The organism is Microbulbifer sp. MKSA007 (assembly GCA_032615215.1).
Classification (GTDB): Bacteria; Pseudomonadota; Gammaproteobacteria; order Pseudomonadales; family Cellvibrionaceae; genus Microbulbifer.
Window position 1 is genome coordinate 1,768,147 of sequence record CP128433.1, and the last position, 22,888, is coordinate 1,791,034.

The 22,888-nt window shown below is 46.7% G+C and carries 17 protein-coding genes, 1 pseudogene and 1 riboswitch; of the genes and pseudogenes, 5 read left to right on the top strand and 13 right to left on the bottom strand.

Annotated elements, in window-relative coordinates:
- Nucleotides 1-259 precede the first annotated feature (259 nt).
- From QT397_10625 to csrA, 4 genes are all read right to left on the bottom strand, one after another.
- Nucleotides 260-496 (bottom strand): hypothetical protein, encoded by a 237-nt coding sequence (locus QT397_10625; protein WNZ57770.1) that lies wholly within the window; start codon nucleotides 494-496, stop codon nucleotides 260-262.
- 92 nt (nucleotides 497-588) lie between these two features.
- The gene (locus QT397_10630; protein ID WNZ57771.1) at nucleotides 589-3,489 is read right to left on the bottom strand and encodes a hypothetical protein; all 2,901 of its coding nucleotides are present in this window, start codon (nucleotides 3,487-3,489) and stop codon (nucleotides 589-591) included.
- A gap of 187 nt (nucleotides 3,490-3,676) precedes the next feature.
- Nucleotides 3,677-4,024: a hypothetical protein gene (locus QT397_10635; protein ID WNZ57772.1), complete on the bottom strand. Its 348-nt coding sequence runs from the start codon at nucleotides 4,022-4,024 to the stop codon at nucleotides 3,677-3,679.
- A gap of 874 nt (nucleotides 4,025-4,898) precedes the next feature.
- Complete coding sequence (gene csrA / locus QT397_10640) at nucleotides 4,899-5,069, bottom strand: carbon storage regulator CsrA (GenBank protein WNZ57773.1); 171 nt, start codon at nucleotides 5,067-5,069, stop codon at nucleotides 4,899-4,901.
- Between the two features lie 729 nt (nucleotides 5,070-5,798).
- Between csrA and ltrA the strand changes: the two genes are divergently transcribed.
- Nucleotides 5,799-7,097 carry a group II intron reverse transcriptase/maturase gene (gene ltrA, locus QT397_10645; protein ID WNZ57774.1) on the top strand — a complete coding sequence of 433 codons (1,299 nt, stop codon included), beginning with the start codon at nucleotides 5,799-5,801 and terminating at the stop codon, nucleotides 7,095-7,097.
- A gap of 611 nt (nucleotides 7,098-7,708) precedes the next feature.
- Here the strand turns inward: ltrA and QT397_10650 are convergent.
- From QT397_10650 to QT397_10685, 8 genes are all read right to left on the bottom strand, one after another.
- The gene (locus QT397_10650) at nucleotides 7,709-9,139 is read right to left on the bottom strand and encodes an amidohydrolase family protein (protein WNZ57775.1); all 1,431 of its coding nucleotides are present in this window, start codon (nucleotides 9,137-9,139) and stop codon (nucleotides 7,709-7,711) included.
- Between the two features lie 90 nt (nucleotides 9,140-9,229).
- Entirely contained in the window at nucleotides 9,230-10,306 is a 1,077-nt protein-coding gene (locus QT397_10655) for an AraC family transcriptional regulator (GenBank protein WNZ57776.1), read from the bottom strand.
- Nucleotides 10,307-10,637: 331 nt separating this feature from the next.
- Nucleotides 10,638-11,054, bottom strand: a complete 417-nt coding sequence (locus QT397_10660; GenBank protein WNZ57777.1) for a hypothetical protein — start codon at nucleotides 11,052-11,054, stop codon at nucleotides 10,638-10,640.
- 408 nt (nucleotides 11,055-11,462) lie between these two features.
- Entirely contained in the window at nucleotides 11,463-12,488 is a 1,026-nt protein-coding gene (gene tdh, locus QT397_10665) for an L-threonine 3-dehydrogenase (protein ID WNZ57778.1), read from the bottom strand.
- Between the two features lie 85 nt (nucleotides 12,489-12,573).
- Complete coding sequence (locus QT397_10670; GenBank protein ID WNZ57779.1) at nucleotides 12,574-13,773, bottom strand: glycine C-acetyltransferase; 1,200 nt, start codon at nucleotides 13,771-13,773, stop codon at nucleotides 12,574-12,576.
- A gap of 78 nt (nucleotides 13,774-13,851) precedes the next feature.
- Entirely contained in the window at nucleotides 13,852-14,067 is a 216-nt protein-coding gene (locus QT397_10675) for a hypothetical protein (GenBank protein ID WNZ57780.1), read from the bottom strand.
- Between the two features lie 58 nt (nucleotides 14,068-14,125).
- A riboswitch (SAM-I-IV-variant riboswitch) is annotated at nucleotides 14,126-14,252 on the bottom strand.
- Nucleotides 14,253-14,317: 65 nt separating this feature from the next.
- Nucleotides 14,318-15,751 (bottom strand): aldehyde dehydrogenase family protein, encoded by a 1,434-nt coding sequence (locus QT397_10680; protein ID WNZ57781.1) that lies wholly within the window; start codon nucleotides 15,749-15,751, stop codon nucleotides 14,318-14,320.
- A 28-nt stretch (nucleotides 15,752-15,779) separates the two neighbouring features.
- On the bottom strand, nucleotides 15,780-17,384 hold the full coding sequence (locus tag QT397_10685; protein ID WNZ57782.1) for a 5-guanidino-2-oxopentanoate decarboxylase: 1,605 nt from the start codon (nucleotides 17,382-17,384) through the stop codon (nucleotides 15,780-15,782).
- A 267-nt stretch (nucleotides 17,385-17,651) separates the two neighbouring features.
- Here QT397_10685 and pdxH point away from each other — a divergent pair.
- The 4 genes and pseudogenes from pdxH to QT397_10705 all read left to right on the top strand — a co-directional run bounded on the left by pdxH (nucleotide 17,652) and on the right by QT397_10705 (nucleotide 21,546).
- Nucleotides 17,652-18,289: pseudogene (pdxH, locus tag QT397_10690) on the top strand (pyridoxamine 5'-phosphate oxidase).
- Between the two features lie 236 nt (nucleotides 18,290-18,525).
- Entirely contained in the window at nucleotides 18,526-20,217 is a 1,692-nt protein-coding gene (locus tag QT397_10695; protein WNZ57783.1) for a molecular chaperone HscC, read from the top strand.
- Nucleotides 20,217-20,915: a J domain-containing protein gene (locus tag QT397_10700; GenBank protein ID WNZ57784.1), complete on the top strand. Its 699-nt coding sequence runs from the start codon at nucleotides 20,217-20,219 to the stop codon at nucleotides 20,913-20,915. The genes QT397_10695 and QT397_10700 overlap by 1 nt, the downstream gene beginning before the upstream one ends.
- 82 nt (nucleotides 20,916-20,997) lie before the next feature.
- Complete coding sequence (locus QT397_10705; protein ID WNZ57785.1) at nucleotides 20,998-21,546, top strand: RDD family protein; 549 nt, start codon at nucleotides 20,998-21,000, stop codon at nucleotides 21,544-21,546.
- Nucleotides 21,547-22,133: 587 nt separating this feature from the next.
- Here the strand turns inward: QT397_10705 and QT397_10710 are convergent.
- Nucleotides 22,134-22,466, bottom strand: a complete 333-nt coding sequence (locus QT397_10710; protein WNZ57786.1) for a hypothetical protein — start codon at nucleotides 22,464-22,466, stop codon at nucleotides 22,134-22,136.
- Nucleotides 22,467-22,888: the final 422 nt, after the last annotated feature.

A 22,888-nucleotide genomic window follows, 5' to 3' on the forward strand; every position in this document is an offset into this window, starting at 1 on the left:
TGGGCTGTTTCATAAAGTAACCTTTTACCCGGAAACTCGTCTCACCCTCAATGGGCTCACAAGAAAACTTAACCTTAGTGTCTGCGATACATATTGCAGGTAAGGATAGTAATAAGATGATGAGTAGCCTCATGAGCACCTATAACCGTCGGGAACGGAGTTAGTTTAGTTCTGCTAGCGTAACGATAAAGCACAGCTAAAGCAATGCAGTGACCGTCCAGCTCACATGCGAACGGTAGTTAATGGCTTTATTATGAGGCTAAAAATTGGGTTTAAAGTAGATACCTAAGCCGAGTGCAGCCACAGCCAAACTAATGAAAACCTGAACAAAAAGACTAAAAAAGAAATTTAGAGCACCATGGGTGAGTGTGATTTCGATGATACCAATCATTTTACTTACATAAGTAAAGCTACCATCAATTGAATCTATGACAGTTAGAATGCATAGCAAGAAGCCTGCTATAGCCAGGGTTGTACCACCGAATTTATCTCTCATAGTGCGTATGCGCATAATGCCTCAATATGTCGAAGCCATGCTATTGCGGTCCAGCGATAAAGTCCGCTGCATTTTCTTGTTATGGTGCGCTCTCATATCGTAAGTCCATACTTCATTTCACGCTCTTTGAAAGCTGAAACACCGCCTTCCAGTATTTCGCAAACATGCTGTCTAATCCCTTTACTTTCTAGGGTGCCTACGCTTTTTTTATCTTCAAATGAGCATTCTAAGCTACCGCTATAATACTCAAACTTATACTTCTTGTTATCAAGATTGGCTTGCTGTCCAGCCTGGTTTGCCACGATTACACATTCAGAATCTGCAGCAACAACCAGATTTGCGTTATGTGTAACCATGACAATCTGCCGCTTGGTCTTCCTCAAACGGATAAACTCATTTAGCTGGTCGTAAATTGTTCTATTATCTAAGTTGTCTTCTGGCTGATCGATTAGTATTGGATGGGATGAATTACTCAAATGTAAAACCAAGTTGAGTAAGACCAACCCTCGCTTTCCGGGAGACATTTGTACAATGTCGTCATTTCTATACTGCACAACAAAGTTGATGAAAAAGCAGTCGCTATAAAGCCTCTTTGTAACATCTTTTTCAGAGATTCCTTTTCGTAACGAGGGATTATCAGAATTCTTCGATAGTCTGTCGTGTATGCCTCTTACTCTTTCTGTGTGTGACTCGACATCGAATTCATACTCTCCGTTGTCATTTACAAGAGAACCAAGTAAAGATGCCATATTGCCACGCCTGTCAAAAGACGACACGAATTCATCGAATCTACCTTCGTAGAACCCAACCTCCGCACTGATCCGAATATCATCCTCAAACTGGTATTCTGGCTTCGATATCTCGCTAACGTAGTTTTTATATGCATCAATTAATGCAGAATACTTCACAGACACTTCATTCTTGCATTCAATGTCTTGTTTCTTGACTGATTCTATTTTTTCTTCAAGTTCTCCAATTTTTTTAAGCTTTTCCTCTTCGGTGCACAATTTCTTCACCACTAGGTCCAGTGCTTCTTTATCTGCAACCTTTTTTAGAAGTGGCTTGATATTTTCGTCAATGGAATGTAGCTCACCTTCGAGCTTAGAGACCCAATATGAGATTTTCTCTCCTCTCATAGTCGCCGAATTGCGAAATTTCTCCAAGCCCGCTCGCAACTCCAAGTCGAGCATATCAAATAAAGAATTGAGAAATGAGGATTCATCAATCATATTAACATCACATGAAATAGCTTCTTTAAAGTTAGTGATAAGGCTGTCGCTGTGAAGTGCAGTCGATGTCGTAACTTGGTTTCCACATTCTCTTAACCTACTAAATACACTAAGTCTGTTTTTTACTGAAGACTTTCTAGCGGTTAGCTTCTTATAAAGCAGATCCTCATGTTCGCTAAAGCCAGACTTTTTCTGAAGATCCACAATATAACTCTTCAGTTTTTCTACTTCGCTAGATACTGCCAGTCTCGTGCCGTATGCCTCGGAATCCTTTTTGAGTTGTAGATACCTTTTCCTGAGTTCATAAAGGCTATCAATCTTAGAGTTAAGCTCTTTCGTAAAAGTACTTATTTGCCGCTCTTGGCTGCTAGAAAATTCTTTGAAAGCCTGATTTTGGTCAAGTATGTCCTTAATCAGAGTATTAAGCTGATTTTTTCCGTCTTCCTCAGCAAGATGGTTAATATACAACTGAGGTATGTATGTAATTGGCTTAGATTCATCTCGTTGAAACAAAGAGCTAACTTCACCGTTTGACCACTCAACTTCAAAATCTACGTTCGCCAGGTCGCTGTATGATGAAGATTTTGACAAACGAACTTTGTGATCGACTTCATCTGCATTAATTGATTTAGCGATATGGTAAAGCAATAACGACTTACCAGAAGACTTACCCCCAATGATTGTATTGAGATCAGGATTTAGGTATTGCCAATCATTGCTAAACAAGTCTTTGGAAGACTTATCTATGAATCTGACTCTTTTGATCGTTTGGTAACTACTCTTTTGTTGAGGGTTGAGTTCCTGTATTACAACTCTCGCCCTCGGATCGTAGATTACCTGCTTTAATCCTTCAAATGTTGGGTCGGATTTTATCCATGTGTTTCGATTTTTTGCGGGTTTAAATAGTTCATCTTTACAATGTGCATCTGATCCCCAAAGACATGGCTTTAAAGATCCAAATTCTTTTTGAAACTCTTCACGGTCACCACTTCCGAGTAGGAAGTTCTTGGTTTTAGTGTTAGATGAAAATATAAAATGGGCTTGTTTGATAAGGTTCTTTCGAATGTTATGCCCTTGAGAGTTCCAACTCACATCACTGAGATCTTCATCACAAGGCAATCCGAGCATGTACTTATCCTTAAAAACCGAACTCCTGTTGAGAATGGATACCAATTCATCTTCATCTACTGATGCGTTGAGCATTCCGACAAATAGGTTGTTTCCACTCTTCGAAAATTTAGGGTGTTCTGCTATTAACCTAGCACCAAGCTCTTCTAGATTATGTCGAGTCAACGGTCTTTTTTCAGTCGAAGCTCCGGTGGATGCATCAAAACAAACTTGGATCTGAGAAACGAAGTCACTCTCAATCTTCTCTATTGGAATATCGTTAGATAGGATTACGTGGTAGTTCACCTTCCTATTCCAGGACAGGTCTTTTTCCTTACCTATAACAAGTTTCGTTAGCCTGAATTCAATGTTCGGAAATACGGCTATTGAACCAATTTTTTCAATCTCTTCTTCATTAAAAAGAGAACTCATTTTATTTGGATTATCTAAGTACTCGTTCTTGAGAATCTTGTAGCCTTCAGGAAGATAGTAATCGGTAATGCCTATTGCACTGATATCATTTTCGATTGCCCTCCTAAAAAGCTCTACTACATATGTATCCCAATCACTCCCAAATTCATTTTTAAGAACTGATGCAGGAGTATGAACATGCAGATCCCACTTTCGCCACTCAGACCCTTTAGGGAAACTATTCACAACACCTCCATGATTATTAACTCTCGGATACTCTCAATGTCTTTCAAAAACGTGTTCTATAGTAAAGCGCCTAGCGCCATAACGCCGTGCGCAGCGGCGGCTTACTTTGTGTGCTTTTTGCACGAAAATGGGAGCGCAGCGACCGTGCAAAAAGTGCACAAAGTAAGAAGTCAGCTGCCGCACCTTGTTATGTGGGTCTCAGGTATTTCTTGCCTACGAAGTAACAAACTATCATTGATACGAGTATGGATGAAACACACCAGGCAAAAATCCTACTGTAGTACTCAAGGCCACTAAAGAGCAAAAAACCATTAGGCACGAGTGCTATGAACATGCCAACCGGCATTGGAGCAAGTAAGACGGCCGAAAGTGGAACAAAAAGCAACAGTTTTATTGCCATATTCCACTGCACGCTTCTGATTTTCTTTGCATAAAAGTAGAGAACGATTATCAATGGTGTGGACAACAACAACCAAAATGGAATACGCACAAGTAATTGCCAAGCTTGATCAATCATTTGTATCGCGATGTCCATATGCTCTATTTCCTGCTCACATAACATTTATATAGTAATCATTCTGATCACTATTATCCTGATTACTATCTCGGAATCAATCTAGTTGGAGAGAGATAAATTTTCATTTTAAATCAGAAGGTTATACGAATTTGGGCTAATCGTACAAAATGGAAAAACGATCATCATGACTACTATCAAGCAATATCAGAAAGCTCTTAACTTGTTGAATTATATACTATTTCAGAGTTATTTATCGTTAGTAAGAAAATAACGGTCATGATGATCGAAAATCTGACGAGCTAGCGCTTGCTAACTTTATTTGGACCTCGTGTAAGATAGGTTGAAACGGCAAAAACATACAGAAAGTGGGCTATAAACAGAGTGGAATTCTAGGAACTGTTGCTCTGAATAACCGACGATTGAGTGGTAGAAGTCTCGTGGGGAAAATCTGCTCAATTTTTGTTTGAAGTAGTAATCTAGGTGGGGGTTATCTGCTTAAAAGATCAAAGTATTTAGGCGGCTAAGGAGAGGTTCTGGTTCTCCTTAGCCGAGTTAAGGGCGTGAAGCAGCTAAAGGGCAGGGCTGTGTGCAGTATTGTTGCTTGACACTGGTCATTGAGAACTGGTTTAGAGGCTAGCTTCTATAGTGGCGATGTGAGTACGTTATTGAACTTGGGCAAAGGCTATTTTTGTAGTGTTAATGAGTTTACTGTACGCACGATGTAGACATCGATAGATCTTCCTGGCTGCGAAAGCCTGTTAGTTCAATCAAGCATGGGATTTGAAATACTTCACACAAATCAGCTGCTTCAGCTCTTCCCGTTGTAGGGTTTACGAGCTATAGACTCACAAAGTAGTACAAAATCAAACTTGTGATCAGTAGCTCTTATCTATTACCGCTTGTTCTTTTTAATACGCAGATAGACCTCCTCACGGTGCACGGATATTGACCTTGGGGCGTCTATGCCGATGCTTATCTGGTTTCCCTTAACTTCCAATACTGTGATTGAGATCTTTGCCCCAATTCTGAGGTTTTCACCAACTCGGCGGTTTAAAATTAACATATTCCGTTCCTGCTGAATTGCAAAATTGAAGGTGGTCTTCCGCAGTGGGAAGACTCAAGAAGTAATGTGTGGGGTTTGAAAGCGGTGGGGCGCGAGAACGATAGGCATAGAAGAAGAAAAGGCGGGCGCAACGCTCCCAGAGCTTGAGGACACTCTCCAAGCTGCTGAATCTACTCCACTTTATTGAAGACGAGCGGGTATCTAGCGTATGATGCATATAGCCAGTGCGTCCTGAGTATTTTTTTTTTTATTTTTTATAAATAAAAAATAAATACGTGCTATCCAGGAGATGGAGGTCGGCCCTCCGTTATCGCTTTGCAGGAAGTGATAACAAACCGCCTCAAGGTGATCGGAGTAAAGAGCTTTGGTTAGAAGCGCTTGAGGAAAAGGCGTAAGAGATACGTCAGGTATGTTGTGTAGAGACGAATGCAAATGAACCACTGATGAGGTGTCGAAAGCGTATTACCAAGATGATGTCAAAACCCGTGCACTGGCTAAGTGCGGGGATAAGCTTGGAGGTTACCTGTTTACCGACCGAGTGGCATCCGGCATAGAGGTGGCGTGAACACACAACAGGCTTTTGGGTGGAACAGGAGAACCTGTCGTCCAGGTGTTAAGGAAGAGCGTCAAGTAGAGGCCCTACAAGACGTTGAGTACCAAGACTGGTCACAGGGGCGGAACAACCCGTAGTAGTGGAGAAGCGGCTGTAATGGACGTGGAGCGAAGGGGTTGTCGTATTCGGCGACTAACCGTGTAATCAACCCAGATGGGGAGGAATTAACGATTAGCGCAAAGCCATTCAATATTCCCAAGCGAGCGGTTTGGGAAGCGTGGAAGCAGATTAAGGCTAATGGCGGCGGAGCGGGGATTGATGAGATAACGATAGAGCAATACGAATCGAGTCTTGTCAAAAACCTGTACAAGCTATGGAATCGGATGTCATCTGGCAGCTATTTTCCATCAGCCGTCAAACGAGTGGATATTCCGAAACTCGATGGCAGCCTGCGACCACTGGGTATCCCCACAATCGAAGATCGCATTGCACAAATGGTGGCTAAGCAACTGCTGGAGCCAGAATTGGAGAAGGTATTTCACCCTGACTCCTACGGTTATCGGCCAGGCAAATCTGCTATAGACGCAGTGCGTCGAGCTCGACAACGATGCTGGGATAGAATCTGGGTAGTTGATTTAGATATCAAAGGTTTCTTTGACAATATTAATCACGAACTCCTGCTGAAGGCATTAGATAAACATAATAATCATCGGTGGGTCAGACTCTATGTACAGCGCTGGTTAACGGCTCCAGTACAACATCGGGACGGACAGCTTGAAGAGCGAACACAAGGTACTCCACAAGGGGGCGTAATTAGCCCGCTACTAGCAAACTTGTTTTTGCACTACGCGCTGGACGCCTGGATGGTGAGAACGCACAGAGATATTCCTTTTGAGCGTTACGCGGATGATGCTGTTTACCATTGTCGTAATCCTCGAGAGGCGGATCGCTTACTGGCGGCTCTAAAAGCACGCCTGACTACCTGCGGGCTTGAGGCTCATCCAGAGAAAACGCGCAAGGTTTACTGCAAGAACAGTAATCGTAAAGACTCCCACCCAGTGACCCACTTTGACTTTCTGGGGTTTCGATTTGGTCCCAGAAAAGCAAGGAATCGCCAAGGGCAGATCTTCACCGCATTTAGTCCTTCAATGAGCCCTAAGGCCTTCAAGAGGATTAAGGATAAGGTCAGGCAATGGCGAGTAATAAACTGGGTGGATCGATCACTATCTGAAATGGCAAAAGTACTTAATCCCGCAATACAGGGTTGGCTGAACTACTATGGTCACTTTGGGCGGAGATATGGTGTTTATCGACTTCAGAAGTATCTTGACCAAACGCTGATGCGTTGGGCCAGGAAGAAGTTTAAGCATCTAAAGCGAAGCTGTTTCAAGAGCTGGGTCTTTATTGGAAAGGTTCGTCAACAAATGCGCGGCTTGTTTGCACACTGGAGAATGGGAAGATTGCAAATGTGCTGAATACGAAGAGCCGTATGAATTGAGAGGTTCACGTACGGTTCTGTGAGAGGTCGAAGGGGAAGTTCCTTTGGTCTACTCGACTTTTGATAGTTCGAGTATCAATGTGGTTAGCTGGCCCCTGGTGTTGGTAGCACCTTGGGTCAGCGCCTTTTACTTATTCTTATATTGCTCTAGCGTTCTCCTTTAAGTAGATGAGTCTTTTTCAGACTTCTTAGGTCTCTCTTGTAGCTTATTTGGACCTCATAGAGACTCATTCAAGTAAACTTTATATGCCGATACATATCCATCGATTTTACGTAGCTTTGATATTAAAACAAACTTAATAAAATTCAATAAGATCATTTTTGTGCCTATATTTTGTAAATTCGCACTTCGAACTCATTGAATCACTGGTAGTGAACCTCAGGTTGAAAAATCTACTTTTAAACTTTAGGTTCGAGGTTTGTATCGCTTGCTAGCCGAGTTAGATGGTTCTGAGTGAGGATATTAGTAGGTTTGGTCACCTTCACTTTGTGGGGTGACTCTACCTGTTAATATGGAGTTCCCTTCTAATTCGGCTGGGCTTTCTCTTTTGTGGGATACATTCTTAGTTTATTGAACTGGCAAGGTCGCTAATAAATATAATTATCCACAATCCACCAAAAATAGAATTTACTTTTCGATCCTGTGCTTTTGGCTAGCCCTTTCATTTCACTAAGGCTATGTCTATCGAAGTAGCTCTGATCCAAAATTACCCCTAGGGGATTGGTTAGGGTGTTCAAGTTTTCTCGTGGATCGTCTTCGAGCAATAATAGTTCGGCATTAAAGCCTGTGGAAACTGAGCCCACCTTATCGTTAATGCCCAGTGCTTTTGCTGGATGGTGGGTTGCTGCTCGCAATACATCTTTAACAGGAATCCCCACCTCCACTAATCGTTGCATTTCTTGAATAGTGCCCAAGCCATTGGGCGTATAGAAGGTTCCTCCGTCTGACGCTATCAGTATCTCAATACCGGCTTGGTTTAGCTGCTTGGCCATATCTCCGAAAATGTTGGATTTACCCTGCCAATCCTGTTGCGCTTTAGCACTATGTATCCCATTAACCTTCTGCTCACCCATTGCTTTTATCGCGGGGTGATTGAGCTCGAGATCATCAGCTATGCTGTGCCAGTAGTCTGGCCCATGCTGAGCGATCTGTGCTACGTTGTCATATACGATTAATGTAGGGCTAACTGGTACGTTGCTATCTAGTAGTTGCTGCACAATTTCATCGAATCTCTCCTGCTGATAATCATGGTTCAAATGTGCCTGAAAGATCATTTCCACATGCTCTAATGACTGCGGTTTAGCCGACAAGTATTCATTGAGAGTAATACCAAAAGGCGGGTGGCCAGCTAAAGGCATGCCGAGCTTTTGCGCCTCATCAGCTATAGCGAAGAAAACCTCACGGGATAAACCGTCATAAACTTTAACTTGCTGGTACCCCTGTTGATATTGCTGGCGAACCAGCTGGCGAGCCTCTTCTTTACTACCAATAAACTTGTGGTGTCGGCCACTGGCATAGTGGGAATGTTGATTAACAGGTGCACCGGATAACACCATATGAGGCCCGACTATATCGCCAGTATCGACCCATTTTTTAAGAATACGCTGAGGGGAATTGCCAGCCATAACTCTTGTGCGAGTGACGCCGTGCGCAAGCATAGCTAGTAGATCGGACCGACCCCATACATGGCTGTGCATATCGATTAAGCCTGGCATCACATATTTACCCAGGCCATTAATCCTCAGCTCGCCTTCAATCTCAAGTATTACATCGCTAGTTATTTGGGTAATTCTTCCATCTTGAATGACGAGGTTTTGGTTACTTGCGGCTGTATTATGCTGGGTGTCGATGACTGTGATATCGGTAACTACAATGCGAGCATTCTGTTCAGCTAACCCGTAGGAAGAGGGAGGGAAGTACCATGCACATCCCCAAGATCCGAGCGCAGCAACGCTAATGAACACTAAAATAGCTACCGCTGCTTTCCATGAACGAGCAAAATAGGAAGAAAACCTCATAATGACCTCTTTTGAATCAAAGAGGCCAAAATGCCAAAATTATCAGCTTCTAGCGTCCGAAATCCAGATTTTGCACGTCCAAAGTAACCATTATTGAGGTTTTTCTGCTAAATACTGACTAGGAGTCATCCCAAGGTGGCGCTTAAACAGGCTGTTGAAGCTGGATTTAGAGTTAAAGCCCGCTTCAAGTGCAATATCGAGGAGACGAACTTTTTTGTCCGAATCACTCTCTTTTGCTGAATCAAGTTGCGAAACTACATCTGCCAAACGCTGGGCATTAACATAGTCATTAAAGTTACTGCCATAGCCCTGATTAATGGCCCAGGAAATATCTTTCTCTCCAAGCCCTGTATGTTGTGCCAAGTCCCGGAGGGATAGCCTTGGTAGGCGATAGAGCTGTTGACTATGAACCTGTTTGTTAAGCTCCTTGAAAAGCGTATCCGCCTGAGTCGTTTCGTCAGCTTTGCACTTTCCCTTGTCACAACCCTCTATTACGGATAAGCCCAGCGCTTGTTCACCATCTGTTAAACCCGCAAATAGCTGCGGTTCCCTAACCGCGCGAATTACAAGCAAAGCAACAATCAAAAAATAGCTCAGCTGCATAACAAGGTACCATCTGAGCAAAAGAGTAGTGGGTAAGTAAGGTTGCAAGTTATGCCGCACTGCATCCACCAGTGCAACGCCAACCAGAACCCATAGGATACGCTTAACCCAATCAGCTCTCAATTTGTTAGCATCGGAGCGGTTTTGGGGCAAGATATGTTGATATCGAATAAGCGCTTTTATACTTAATGAGAAATAAACAATCTGACTTAAAGTACCGGCTGCTAAAACCCACTGGGGCCAGTGATTAAATAATAAACTGATTGCTGCTGGTACTAAGTGTACCCAGTGTTTACTTTGTTGTTGATAACTGGCGGATATTAATTGTGCAACTACGGCAAAAAATAATGGGCCCATCAATAATGAGAACGAAGGCGTGATTAAATAACCAAGATTAACTACTTTCGTTTCTTCTATAAAATTAAATGTCATCAATAATGCAGTGGCGCCTAACAAGTATCGCATTGCTGTAAAACGGGTTTGCGCCCAAAGTAATGCAATACCTAGAATCGATAGGGTGATAAAGGCTATCTGTAAAAAATTAGATGCGGAGTAATTTACCATATTTGCTCAAATAATAATCTATAAGTCGATAAGCAGAATTTCTTAAATGGGAACATCGTTCGAAGCTTCCTGTATTTGATCATACTGGGTGATTACTTATGGAGCCTCTGAACAAGCCTACAGGCCCTAAAGGGGGGAATGCCACAGCTGCTGCGTTTCAACCAGGTCATTTTCGGTGAGCTGTGCCTAACGTCTGCAGCCTTCAAGATCCGCAGGGGTATTATGGAGCTATTCAGAGTCACTCTAAGTGTAACTTCCCAAAGTATGGGGCGGAGTGAAGCTGAGATCGATTACTTGAAGTACGCGAGTATACCTCTACTTGTTGTGAGTCTTATTCAACACGACAAAAATATTCTCTAAATTCCCATTTTGTTACTGGCAATGAGTAGCAGTTATTTTCGTATTTTAAAATCCGTGTCTCATCAGAAGTGGAGAGTTCGTCGTAATATGTGATACGAATCGTATCGGCACTCAAGACTTCGATCGTATGTGGTGAAAATGTCAATACCTCCGGCTTTTCCCCTATGATGTAAGTTGCAAACGAATCTACTCGAACTACATTCACGAGACGCCCAAAGAAATTGGAGCGGAAGAGCATTTGGGTTTTCTCGGGTATGTCCTCCACGCTGTTCATGCTGGCTAAAGTCTTTTTTTCATTTGATTGCCAAGTTCCCACATAGAAGAGGTTTTCATCTGCTGTGACAAATGGTGTAAAAAGAAGTAATGCCAAAGTTAAATATAGTTTCATGTTCTTACTTTTAACATTTGTGCCGCAGTAAATCTGATCTTTATTATCCCGATTGTTATCTTGGAATCAATTGGAGTTGAAACCGGAAGACCTATGTAGGAGTAGAATGTGGTAGCGATCCTGTCCGATCGTACCAGGTTCAGGCGCTATAAATATAAAGATGTACAGTAAAAAAGGCTTCAGAGATGCTGAATGAATCGTGTGTTAGGTCGGCTGGAACCTAATGATCCATGATTTTGAAAAAATAATCGAAGTTTTAGAAGATCTATTTCAGTCGCTAACTGTTTAAGCTGTAGCAACTGCAAATGTGTAGAAGCTGGCAGGTAACGCAAAGATATGTGGGGGCAGGGGGAGTGGTAAATTGAGGGCAGGGAGAATGGCTGCGGGCAATCCCGCAGCCATTGGGACTTATTTCCAGTTCAGGATAACCTTACCGGATTCACCAGATCCCATGGTATCGAAGCCTTGTTGGAAGTCATCGATCGAAAACTGGTGAGTAATAATTGGGGTTAAATCCAGGCCGGATTGAATCAGGCTGGCCATTTTGTACCAGGTCTCAAACATCTCACGGCCGTAAATACCTTTGATCATCAGGCCTTTAAAAATAACCTGCCCCCAGTCGATCGCCATTTCACCTGCAGGGATACCGAGCATGGCAATTTTGCCCCCGTGGTTCATCGCCGCGATCATATCGCGGAAGGCGACGGGTACGCCGGACATCTCCAGGCCAACATCAAAGCCTTCGCTCATTCCCAGCTCGTTCATCACATCGCTGAGGTTTTCCTTGGCAACGTTTACGGCGCGGGTGGCGCCCATCTTGCGTGCCAGGTCCAGGCGGTATTCATTGATATCGGTGATAACTACATGGCGTGCGCCAACATGTTTGGCGACTGCTGCGGCCATAATACCGATAGGGCCGGCGCCGGTAATCAGTACATCTTCGCCCACCAGGTCGAAAGACAGGGCCGTGTGTACCGCATTACCGAGGGGATCGAAAATAGAGGCGAGATCGTCAGAAATGTTATCCGGGATCTTGAAGGCATTGAGCGCGGGGATTACCAGATACTCGGCAAAAGCTCCGGGGCGGTCTACACCGACACCGTAAGTGTTGCGGCACAAGTGGCGGCGGCCGGCGCGACAGTTGCGGCAGTGGCCGCAGGTAATATGGCCTTCACCGGAAACACGGTCGCCCACCTGGAAACCTGCAACTTCCTGCCCCATACCGACAACTTCACCCACATATTCGTGGCCTACCACCATAGGGACAGGAATAGTCTTTTGAGACCATTCATCCCAGTTGTAGATATGCATGTCGGTACCGCAAATCGCGGTTTTGTGAATCTTGATCAGCAGGTCGTTGTGACCCGGTGTGGGGGTTTCCACATCGGTGAGCCAGATTCCCACTTCAGATTTCAGCTTGGATAGTGCTTTCATTGTTTTTAAAACTACAAATGGCAGGGCGCGGCGCCGCTCCGGTGAATTCCTTGTGAGAATTACCGTATCAGCACCGCTGTTTGGTTTAGATAATATTCAGTTCACGGCCAACTTCAATGAAGGCATCGATACACTGGTCGAGCTGCTCGCGGGTGTGGGCGGCGGACATCTGGGTGCGGATGCGGGCTTGACCCTTGGGCACTACCGGATAGAAGAAGCCCACTACGTAGATACCGCGCTCCAGCATCTTGTCAGCCATTTTCTGCGCCAGGGCAGCATCGCCGATCATCACCGGGATGATCGGGTGGTCGGCTCCGGCCAGGGTAAAGCCGGCTTCAGACATACGCTTGCGGAAGTAAGCGGAGTTGTCACGTAGTTGTTCACGCAGCTCGCCGCCTTCAGTCAGCATATCCAACACTTTCAGGGAGGCGGTGACGATTGCCGGGGCCACGGAGTTGGAGAACAGATAGGGGCGCGAACGCTGGCGCAGCATATCGATAATTTCCTTGCGGCCGGAAGTAAAGCCGCCGGAAGCGCCGCCCAAGGCCTTGCCCAGGGTGCCGGTAATAATATCGACGCGCTCAATCACATCGCAGTATTCATGGGTGCCACGGCCGTGGTCTCCGAGGAAGCCCACTGCGTGGGAGTCGTCCACCATTACCAGGGCATTGTACTGGTCGGCCAAATCGCAAACGGCTTTGAGGTTGGCGATAACTCCGTCCATAGAGAAAACGCCGTCGGTGGCGATCAGCTTGGTCTTGGCGCCAGCGGCGTCTGCGGCCTGCAGTTGCTTCTCCAGTTCCGCCATATCGTTGTTGGCGTAACGGTAGCGTTTGGCTTTACACAGGCGCACGCCGTCGATGATAGAAGCGTGGTTGAGGGAATCGGAGATGATGGCATCTTCCGGGCCCAGCAGAGTTTCAAACAGGCCGCCATTGGCGTCGAAGCAGGAGGTATAAAGGATGGTGTCTTCGGTTTGCAGGAACTCAGACAGGCGCGATTCCAGCGCTTTGTGAATGTCCTGGGTGCCGCAGATAAAACGCACCGATGCCATGCCGAAGCCGTACTGTTCGAGCCCCTCTTTGGCCGCTTCAATCAGGTCCGGGTGGTTAGCCAGGCCCAGGTAGTTGTTCGCACAAAAATTCAGTACCTGGGTGTCGTTGTTCACCTGGATCTCAGCGGCCTGCTGGGAGGTAATAATCCGCTCGCGTTTGTACAGGCCGTCTGCATCGATCTGTTTGAGTTCGCTGCGCAGGTGCTCAAAGAATTGTTCTGGCTTTGACATGGTATTGTTTTTAGCTCCTGTCGGGTGCTCTTGGCACAGGGTAACGGGCGCGAGCTCGCGGCGCCTGTTGGTTCTACTTTATCCCGCCAGTTCGCAGGCCTCATGGGCCGAAATAGGGTGCTCACTGGCGCGGCAACTGGTGGCAAATTTTAATGCCTCTTCGGCAGTGTCGAACAGTAGTTGCCACAACAACTGACGATCACCTCTTCTCACCGCGCGTACTGCCGTGTGGCTTCTTTGGCTGGCGATTTGAATTTCGATAATGTCTTTACTGGAAAACGGTGATTCGGACATGGTCCCTCCAATGGTAAAACTATGGAGGACTGACGTGGAAGCGGCGAAGTGATGTTCGCTAATCCGGTTGGTTTGCTCTGGTAGAGCCCCATCCTCCCCGCAGGCCTTGTGTGCCGCAGAGAGAGAACCACCTTGCCCCGGTCGGCAGGTTGGCGTTGGCGTCAGCCACTCTCGTGATGTGCGAGCAAAGATAACGGGGAGGGGATTAGCAGTCAACAGTACCGCCCCCATTAGAGGGCGGTGCAGAAGTTTATGCGGGAAGCTGCACGGATTTCAGTTCGATAAACTCACCGAGACCGGCCTCACCAAACTCGCGTCCGTTGCCGGAGCGCTTGTAGCCGCCGAAGGGGGCGTCGTAGTTAAACTCACCGCCGTTGACAAAGCAAAGGCCCGCTTCAATGCGACGAACGATAGGCATGGCGCTTTCGGCGTCTTTAGCCCATACGCCACTGGACAGACCGTATTCGGTGTCATTGGCAATGGCGACGGCTTCATCCATATCTTTGTAGGGAATCAGGCAGGTCACCGGGCCAAAGATTTCTTCCCGGGCTATGGCCATATCGTTGTGAACGTCGGCAAATACCGTGGGTTTCACATAGAAGCCTTTATCCAGCTCGGTGGGTAAATCGAGGCCGCCAGTCACAAGGCGGGCACCTTCCTCGATACCTTTCTTGATGTAACCGCGCACGATTTCCAGTTGGCGAGCGGAAGATAGGGGGCCCATAAAGGCATTGGCATCGGTGCCCATGGCTACTTCTTCAGCCACCTGCTTGGCAACTTCCACCGCCTCTTCATAGTGCTCAGCGGGAACCAGCATACGGGTGAGTGCGGTACAGGTTTGGCCGCTGTTAATAAATACATCTTCGCAGCCCCAGCGAACCGCTGCTTTGAGATCCGCGTCCGGGGTGATAATCAGAGGCGATTTGCCACCCAGCTCCTGGGTTACCCTTTTAACTGTGGGCGCTGCAGCCTTGGCAACTTCAACGCCTGCACGGGTGGAGCCGGTAAAGGACACCATATCGATTCCCGGGTGGGATGACAGCTCTGCGCCGACGACCGAGCCAGCACCGGGGATCAGGTTAAATACGCCCGCAGGCACACCGGCTGCTTGGATAATCTCCGCCATGACGAAATCCTGCAGCGGAGTGGTTTCCGAAGGCTTGGTAATCATGGTGCAGCCCGCTGCGAGGGCTGGCGCTACTTTGCCGACAAATTGGTGCAGAGGGTAATTCCAGGGGGTAATAAAGCCACACACGCCAATCGGCTCCCGGATTAATACCGAGTGGGCCGCCTTTTCGGTCTCTTCCATTATGGAGGTGCGACCGGCGTAGTAACGCATGGCGTAGATAGGGCCATCCACATGCAACCAACGGGTGATATGGGCGGGGCAACCCAGGGTTTGTGAGATCGCCTGGATCAAGTCTTCCTTGCGCTCTTCCATACCGTCAGCAATGGCATTTAGCAGGGCTGAGCGCTGATCTGCGCTGGTATGGCGCCACTTGCGAAAGGCGCTGCGGGCAGCGGCAACGGCAATATCCACATCCTCAGCAGAGCCTTCCACCACCTGGCAAATCATTTCTTCAGTGGCGGGGTTGATCACAGGATGGGAACTGGTGCCGAGGGGCTCGCGCCACTCACCATTGATAAACAGTTTGTCGGTATGCAGCTTGCTGAAATCTGTCATGTCACGCTTCCGTTTGCTTCGCGCCAGTTCAAGGGGCGGTGATTTCGATAATTGTTGGTGTTTTGCGTTGCAGGGCTTCTGCGACTGCCATAGCTAATTGCTGTGGTTTGTCGATGCGACAACCTTCAGCGCCAAAAGATTTTGCCAGTGCGACAAAATCTGGAGTGCGAAGATTAACACCTTCTTGAGGTACTTCTGCAGCATCCATAAAGTCGCGAATCTCTCCATACCCGCTGTTATTCCAAACCAGTATTGGCAGGGGCAGTTGCTGTTCTACTGCAACGGCCAGCTCACCGAGAGTAAACATCAGGCCGCCATCGCCGATCAAGGCAACTACATCCCGCTCGCTGGATAACTTGGCTCCGATCGAGGCGGGCAGGGCAAAGCCCAGCGTGCCGTAACCGGTGGTACAGGTAATATGGCTGCGAGGGTGGTACAGCGGCAAGGCGTGGTTAGTGTTATAGGCCAGTTGTGTGGAGTCGGTAACCAGAATTCCCTCATTGGGCAGGGCTTCGCGCAGAGCTTCAACCCAAGGGAAACGCTCCTCAGAACCTTCCCACCACTCTTTGCGGCAGTTACTGATTAATTGTGAAACTTCCTTTTCTGCGCGCAGTTTTGAGCTCTCCTCGCACTGAACCAGGGCTTCACTTAATTGCTGAAGGCTTTCTGCTGCATCCGCGCAAATGGCCAGGTCCGGCTGGGCATTGCATACCAGTTGAGCCGGATCAATGTCGATACGAATTAGTTTGCCGGAGAAAGCGTAATCCTCTCTTACTAGATTGCGATCGGTTTCCGAAAGCTCTGTGCCAACGGCCAAGACCACATCGGCAGCTTCTACTCGCTCACGCACGCAGTCGAAACTGAGATTGGCTCCGCCACACAGAGGGTGTCTTTCATCGACAACGCCTTTGGCGGCCAGAGACAGGAAGACTGGAGCTGCAATTTTTTCTGATACCTGTGTTGCCGCCTCTCCAGCAGATTGCGCGCCACCGCCCAGCAGAATCACCGGGCGTTCGGCAGCTTGCAGCCACTGGGTTGCGGTCGCGATAGCTGTCGCGTTGGCTGCCGGTACCATGGCACTGGGAGCCGCGCGATAGTCGTCCAGATTGCCGGACATAGGCGCCGGGAATAAATCGATAGGGATTTCGATATGGACAGGGCCGGGGCGGCTGGACAGCAATAGCTGGAATGCCCGTGCCATCACTTCCGGTAATTGTTCTGCCTGAGTCAGGGTGTGCTGCCAGATACAGAAGCCTCGACTGGCATCGCTTTGGCGGGGTAGCTCATGCAGGCGCCCACGGCCCATGCCAAGGTCTTCTCGGCGATTGACGGCGGAAATAACCAGCATAGGAATTGAGTCTGAGTAAGCTTGCGCCATCGCAGTGGCTGCGTTGGTCAGCCCCGGCCCAGTGATCAGGAAACAGACACCGGGCTTGCCGCTGGCGCGGGCATAACCGTCTGCCATAAAGGCGGCGCCCTGCTCATGCCTTGGCGTGATATGCATCAAGTCGCTACCGGGGAGGCCGCGATACAGTTCAATGGTATGTACGCCGGGAATCCCGAAAACTTTTTCTACCTGGTATTCGCGCAGCAGGCGCATTAGCACCTGGGCGCATGTGGGCGCAGAGGACATAAGCACCATTTTCCTTATTCGTGTAAAAATGCAGTGAGCCTAGCGGCCCACCAAAAGCCGTGCAAGCACCCGCAGAGTCTGCACCTTCACAGGCAATATCGCAGGAAAATTGAGATTCACCCAGCACTGCGGCAGGAAACTTTGTACGCTTGGGTTACTTTACCTGTCAGTAGATTTTGCGGAATTTGACGAGGTGGCTGCCGCACAATAGCCTTCCGGCACTTCGCTGAATAAACTTTGAGCTAGAACAACCGAGGAAGTATCACCATGGAAATCGATCAATGGCGTCGGGAATACCAAATGGGTGGTTTAAGGCGCTCTGAATTGAAGCCGACCCCCGTGGAGCAGTTTCGCAAGTGGCTTGCAGAAGCTGTTGAAGCAGAATTAGTTGATGCCAGCGCCATGTGTCTTGCCACCACTAACGCGGACGGGCACCCCTCGCAGCGGATTGTTTTGCTGAAAGGCTTCGATGAGAAGGGTTTCGTTTTCTATACCAATTTACAGAGTGACAAGGCCCGAGATATGGCCGTTAACCCTCAGGTGTCGCTGTTGTTTCCCTGGTGCCGTCTCGAGCGGCAGGTGATTGTTTATGGGAAGGTGGAACCTGTTTCCCGCGAGCAGGCAGAGACCTATTTCCAGTCGCGCCCCCTGGATAGCCAGTTGGCCGCGTGGGCTTCGCACCAGAGCCGGCCGCTTTCGTCCAGGGAGGAACTGGAGCAGCAGTTTGATAAAGAGAAGGCTCGCTTTGCCGGTAAAACAATTCCGTTGCCAGAATTTTGGGGCGGTTACTGTGTGGTGCCCAATGCTGTTGAGTTTTGGCAGGGGGTGAAAATAGATTGCACGATCGTTTTATTTATCGCCGTGAAGAAAATGAAAACTGGAATATAGAACGTCGCGCCCCCTAATTATTATATTTATCTTTTCGTGGCCCAGCCCTTTGGGCCACAGCTAACCGCTTAATCACGCCTCACTTTGTGAGTACCTGTCCCCTGATATTGTTTTATAGCGGTGTCTTATCTGGCAATTTGTGGTCAAGGCCGCTTAGAATATTGCGCCATAAATATAGCTAAAAATATTGTCTTAAAAATTTTATAGATTCGATCGTTTTTGCAATTCGAATCCAAGGGTAGGTAGGGGAAATATGGCCATTATTGGTATCGACTTGGGAACCACTAATAGTGCTTGCGGGGTACTGACTGATGACGGGGTAAAACTAATTCCCAATCGTTTGGGTGAAATTTTGACCCCGTCAGTTGTGGGGCTTGATGATTCTGGCACACTGCTAGTCGGCAAAACGGCTAAAGAACGTCTTATTAACCACAGTAGTACCACTGTGGCTGCGTTTAAGCGCTTGATGGGCACTGACCACAAAGTTTCCCTGGGGAAACAGAAATTTAGTGCAACAGAACTCTCCTCGTTAATTTTACGTGCGCTCAAAGAAGATGCTGAAACTTTTCTTGGTGAAGAGGTAACCGAGGCGGTAATCAGTGTCCCAGCTTATTTTAATGATAATCAGCGCCATGCCACCAAGTTGGCAGGAGAACTTGCGGGATTAAAAGTAGAGCGCCTTATTAACGAGCCAACTTCGGCTGCCATTGCTTATGGTTTACACGATAAGCGCGAAGGAAACTTCCTTATTTTAGATCTTGGGGGTGGCACCTTCGATGTTTCCATTCTGGAATTTTTCGATGGCATTATGGAAGTTCATGCCAGTGCCGGAGATAACTTCCTCGGTGGAGAAGATTTCGTTGAGGCAATGATCGATGATGTCCTGGCTGAGTTTGATATTAAGAAAGAAGCCTTAAGCCCTCGCGATTTGCAAAACTTATATATGCAAATGGAAAGCGCCAAACGTCGAGTTAGCCAGCAACCTGAGCAAAAACTTGAATTACAACTTGATGGGCGCTCCCTGCAATTCCAGGTGACTCCAGAGTGGTTTGAGAAACTCAGCACACCTCTGTTGTTAAGAGCGAAGCGGCCAATTGAGCGGGCAATGCGCGATGCTGATTTGCCCCCACAGAAAATTGATGAAGTGGTATTGGTTGGCGGTTCGACGCGCATGGCCCAGTTTCGTTCTATGGTTGGTCGAATGTTTGGCCGTCTGCCAGCCTGCCATTTGGACCCGGACACTGTCGTTGCGATGGGAGCAGCTATTCAGGCTGGCTTAAAAGAAAAGAACTCAGCACTGGATGATATTGTCCTGACTGATGTATGCCCTTACACCTTGGGAACTGGGGTTATCAATGAAGATAATCCGCAGCTCGGTGCCTACTTCATGCCTATTATCGAGCGCAACACGGTTGTACCAGTCAGTGTTGTAAGGAGAGTGTGGACTGCTCGGGATGATCAAACCCAACTTTGTGTAGACGTATACCAAGGAGAGAATCGTCTGGTATCTAAAAATGTGTACCTGGGTGAGATGACGGTTCCTGTGCCGAAAAAGCCTAAAGGGGAAGAGGCGGCAGATATTCGCTACACCTACGATATGAATGGACTTTTAGAAGTGGATGTGACTGTGGTCTCCACGGGTAAAACCTTCAACAAGTTAATTGAGTTTACGCCGGGAGCTCTCTCCGATGTACAAAAGGCTGAAGCCCTGCAAAAGCTGGCAAAACTGAAATTCCACCCCCGTGAAGATGAAAAAAACCAGGCAATCATTGCTCGTGGTGAGCGCTTGTATGAATCCAGTCTGGGCGAGCAGCGTGAGTATATTGCCAAATTACTGTCATCCTTTGATAGCGTCCTAGAAAGGCAAAACCCTACAGAAATTATTAAGGCTCGAACTGAGGTTAGTGAAATTCTGGATCGGTTGGATGGCGAGGATTGGATTTGATGAATCCCTGGGCCATTCTTGAAATTAACCCCATCACTGATGCTCGGGCGATTAAGCGCGCTTATGCAAAAAAACTAAAGCAAACCCGCCCTGATGAAAAGCCGGAAGAATTCCAGGCACTTCATACAGCTTATAAGCAAGCATTGAAACTGGCTGAGCAATTGCAAGAGGAGACTGCCGGGCATGCGGAAGCCTCCTTGGAAACTCCTTCACTAGGGCAGGCAGGAAGCACAAGCCATGAGAAGGTTAACAGTGAAAGGGTAGCTGTATTAGAAGGGGCGCAGGAAACAGAAGTGCGGCCTTCCACTGATGAAGTGTTAACTCCGCTCGCAGCTGAAGAACACCCAGCGAAGCAAGAGGGCGTTTCTGACCCCTTGGAACAGAGCGAAGGTGTATCCCCTGATACGCAGACAAGTGAATCTCGGGAAGCGCAAGACCCAGCTAGAGATTTGCGTATTGAAGAATTTCGGCGGGTGCTTAAGCAAGTTGATGAGATGCTCAATAATCACTTGGAAATGAGCTTGGAGAAAAGTTGGGGCTTTCTCACCAAGAGTCCCTATATGCTGGATGAGGAGTATAATTGGAACTTAGGCCTTTCTGTATTTGAACGCTTTGCCCAATTTAATCAAAATGCTGTAGAGGGGGAAATCCGCAAGGTTTCGCCGACAAGTAACGCCGAACATCCTGCAATACTGTGATCAATTGTTCGATTGGCGAGGGAATGCGTCTTACCTCTACCAAGCGCTTGACGAAAAGTTGTGCAATAGCATATTTAATAGCTTGGAAGTTCATGAGTCCCGTATTGATCCTTTGCAAGGGCTTCGTGGCGGGGGCAAGGTAGAGGCACAAAGTGAGGCTGAATTTGAAGAGCGCTATGAAAAGTACTTTTTTGGTGATGTTGTACCTAGAGGCGTTGCATTCTTTTTAGACTTGGTTATGACTTATATGGCCGTAGGCTCTCTTGCAACTGCGGCGATGATGAAAATCTTTGGATTGCCGGAAGCTGTAGCAGCCGCAAAAGTCATACCTTTTTGTTTTGGAGCCTACCTGTTATTTGCTTGGTTGTTCGAGTGTTCCAAACTTCAGGCAACACCTGGCAAGTATATAATGGGCTATCGAGTAACCAGTCAAAAATTTGGGCGGATTGGATACTTGCGAGGGCTTTGGAGAACTGTGAGCTTTGCTTTCACTAGTGCATTTGGGCTTTTTGCATGGATTATCAACTTCTTCCTGGTTAATAAATTATTGCATGATCGGTTAAGTCGCACTTATGTTATTAATATGCGTAAGACTCATGAAGAGCATTTACGCCGTTTGAGAAAAGCTTAGCTTTAGAGCGGGAATTGGTTCCCGCTCTTCCCTTATTATATTTATTAATTAGTCATACAGATAAAACAATAGGTTGAAGTAGACCCTTTGCTGGGGCTTCGTGGTGGGAGTGAAGTAGTAAAGATTAATAACGAAGATGTAAATGATAGCTACGAACAGTGCTATTTTGACCGGTGGTTGGTTATAGGATGGCCAGTTTTACTGGGTTTGTTTCTACCTAATGTGGTTGTTGGTTTTCCGACATCGACTGTTCTAATGAAGGCCTCTGAGAAACTAGAGAGTATTGCAACTTTGGAGGCTGCTGGAATTTGCGTTTTGGAATATTTATTCTTTGTCTGGATGTTGGGCGGCTCCCGATTTCTGGCTACTCCGGGAAAAATGCTTGATGGGCTAAAGTGTGGTCAATCGTCAATTTGGGCGTATTTGTTGCCTCTTCTCTTCTAATAGTATTGCGGTGGGTAAAAGCTGTAAAATTTTCTTAAATATTTATGGTGGTACTATGGAGGTTTTGACTAGCCATCTAACTAAAAAACATCGAATAACTGGCTAGCCAAGATGAGTTGGAACCTGAGGAATTTTGGGGGTGTTTAATTATTGTTTACGTTGAAATACCCAAAGGTCGGGTAAATGCCATCTTCATAACATGTATCTAAAACATAAAAACTAGCTTTTTTTCCGGCAAAAAATGCCGCGGTTAATAAGCTTAAAGTTTCTTGGCCATTTTTGGCATCTTTACTCCAGCGTATCGAATTGCTGCTGCAGCTATCTGGGCCAACTTTTTGATCCAGGTAGACATAGCAGGTAGCGTTATTCATGTGGCAGCCTACCTTGTTAATAGTGGCATCGTCAGACATGCCCGCAGCGAAGGCGCCTTTTGATAAGGTCATCACAATTAATGCAATCAGAAATTTGAGTTTCATGGAAGCCTCCAATTTGAAGTGTTGTTATCATAGCTTCTGAAGGATATAGAAAGTTCTATAAATAGCAAATTTTAAATCTGTATATTTTTGTATTATGCGAAGTTGCGATTTGAGTCATATGCTTTTAACCGGAGCATTAGGTCATACTTGGTATGCAGGTGCCAGGTTGTGGGTGTTGTGAGATGTATATCTCAGTAAGGCGCTGAAGTAAAGGCGGTCTTGGGTAGGTGTTTGATTCTAGATCTAGAGAATAAATATATACGGCTAATATAAATGAGATACATTTTAATATCTGAGGAATGCTTGAGTAAGGGTGTGCTAATCCTGAGTAAATTTTTAGCAGGTTTATTTTTAAAAATTCCTGAGGCTAAAGTTAAAGTTTTATGTTGTGTGAGATGTTTTCGTTTGGGCTCTTTGTAATT

Excerpts from the sequence above, each read along its gene's own strand:
- QT397_10625 (WNZ57770.1), bottom strand. The coding sequence starts at position 496 with ATGAGAGATAAATTCGGTGGTACAACCCTGGCTATAGCAGGCTTCTTG.
- QT397_10635 (WNZ57772.1), bottom strand. The coding sequence starts at position 4,024 with ATGGACATCGCGATACAAATGATTGATCAAGCTTGGCAATTACTTGTG.
- csrA (WNZ57773.1), bottom strand. The coding sequence starts at position 5,069 with ATGTTAATTTTAAACCGCCGAGTTGGTGAAAACCTCAGAATTGGGGCA.
- QT397_10650 (WNZ57775.1), bottom strand. The coding sequence starts at position 9,139 with ATGAGGTTTTCTTCCTATTTTGCTCGTTCATGGAAAGCAGCGGTAGCT.
- QT397_10655 (WNZ57776.1), bottom strand. The coding sequence starts at position 10,306 with ATGGTAAATTACTCCGCATCTAATTTTTTACAGATAGCCTTTATCACC.
- QT397_10660 (WNZ57777.1), bottom strand. The coding sequence starts at position 11,054 with ATGAAACTATATTTAACTTTGGCATTACTTCTTTTTACACCATTTGTC.
- tdh (WNZ57778.1), bottom strand. The coding sequence starts at position 12,488 with ATGAAAGCACTATCCAAGCTGAAATCTGAAGTGGGAATCTGGCTCACC.
- QT397_10670 (WNZ57779.1), bottom strand. The coding sequence starts at position 13,773 with ATGTCAAAGCCAGAACAATTCTTTGAGCACCTGCGCAGCGAACTCAAA.
- QT397_10675 (WNZ57780.1), bottom strand. The coding sequence starts at position 14,067 with ATGTCCGAATCACCGTTTTCCAGTAAAGACATTATCGAAATTCAAATC.
- QT397_10680 (WNZ57781.1), bottom strand. The coding sequence starts at position 15,751 with ATGACAGATTTCAGCAAGCTGCATACCGACAAACTGTTTATCAATGGT.
- QT397_10685 (WNZ57782.1), bottom strand. The coding sequence starts at position 17,384 with ATGTCCTCTGCGCCCACATGCGCCCAGGTGCTAATGCGCCTGCTGCGC.
- QT397_10695 (WNZ57783.1), top strand. The coding sequence starts at position 18,526 with ATGGCCATTATTGGTATCGACTTGGGAACCACTAATAGTGCTTGCGGG.
- QT397_10700 (WNZ57784.1), top strand. The coding sequence starts at position 20,217 with ATGAATCCCTGGGCCATTCTTGAAATTAACCCCATCACTGATGCTCGG.
- QT397_10710 (WNZ57786.1), bottom strand. The coding sequence starts at position 22,466 with ATGAAACTCAAATTTCTGATTGCATTAATTGTGATGACCTTATCAAAA.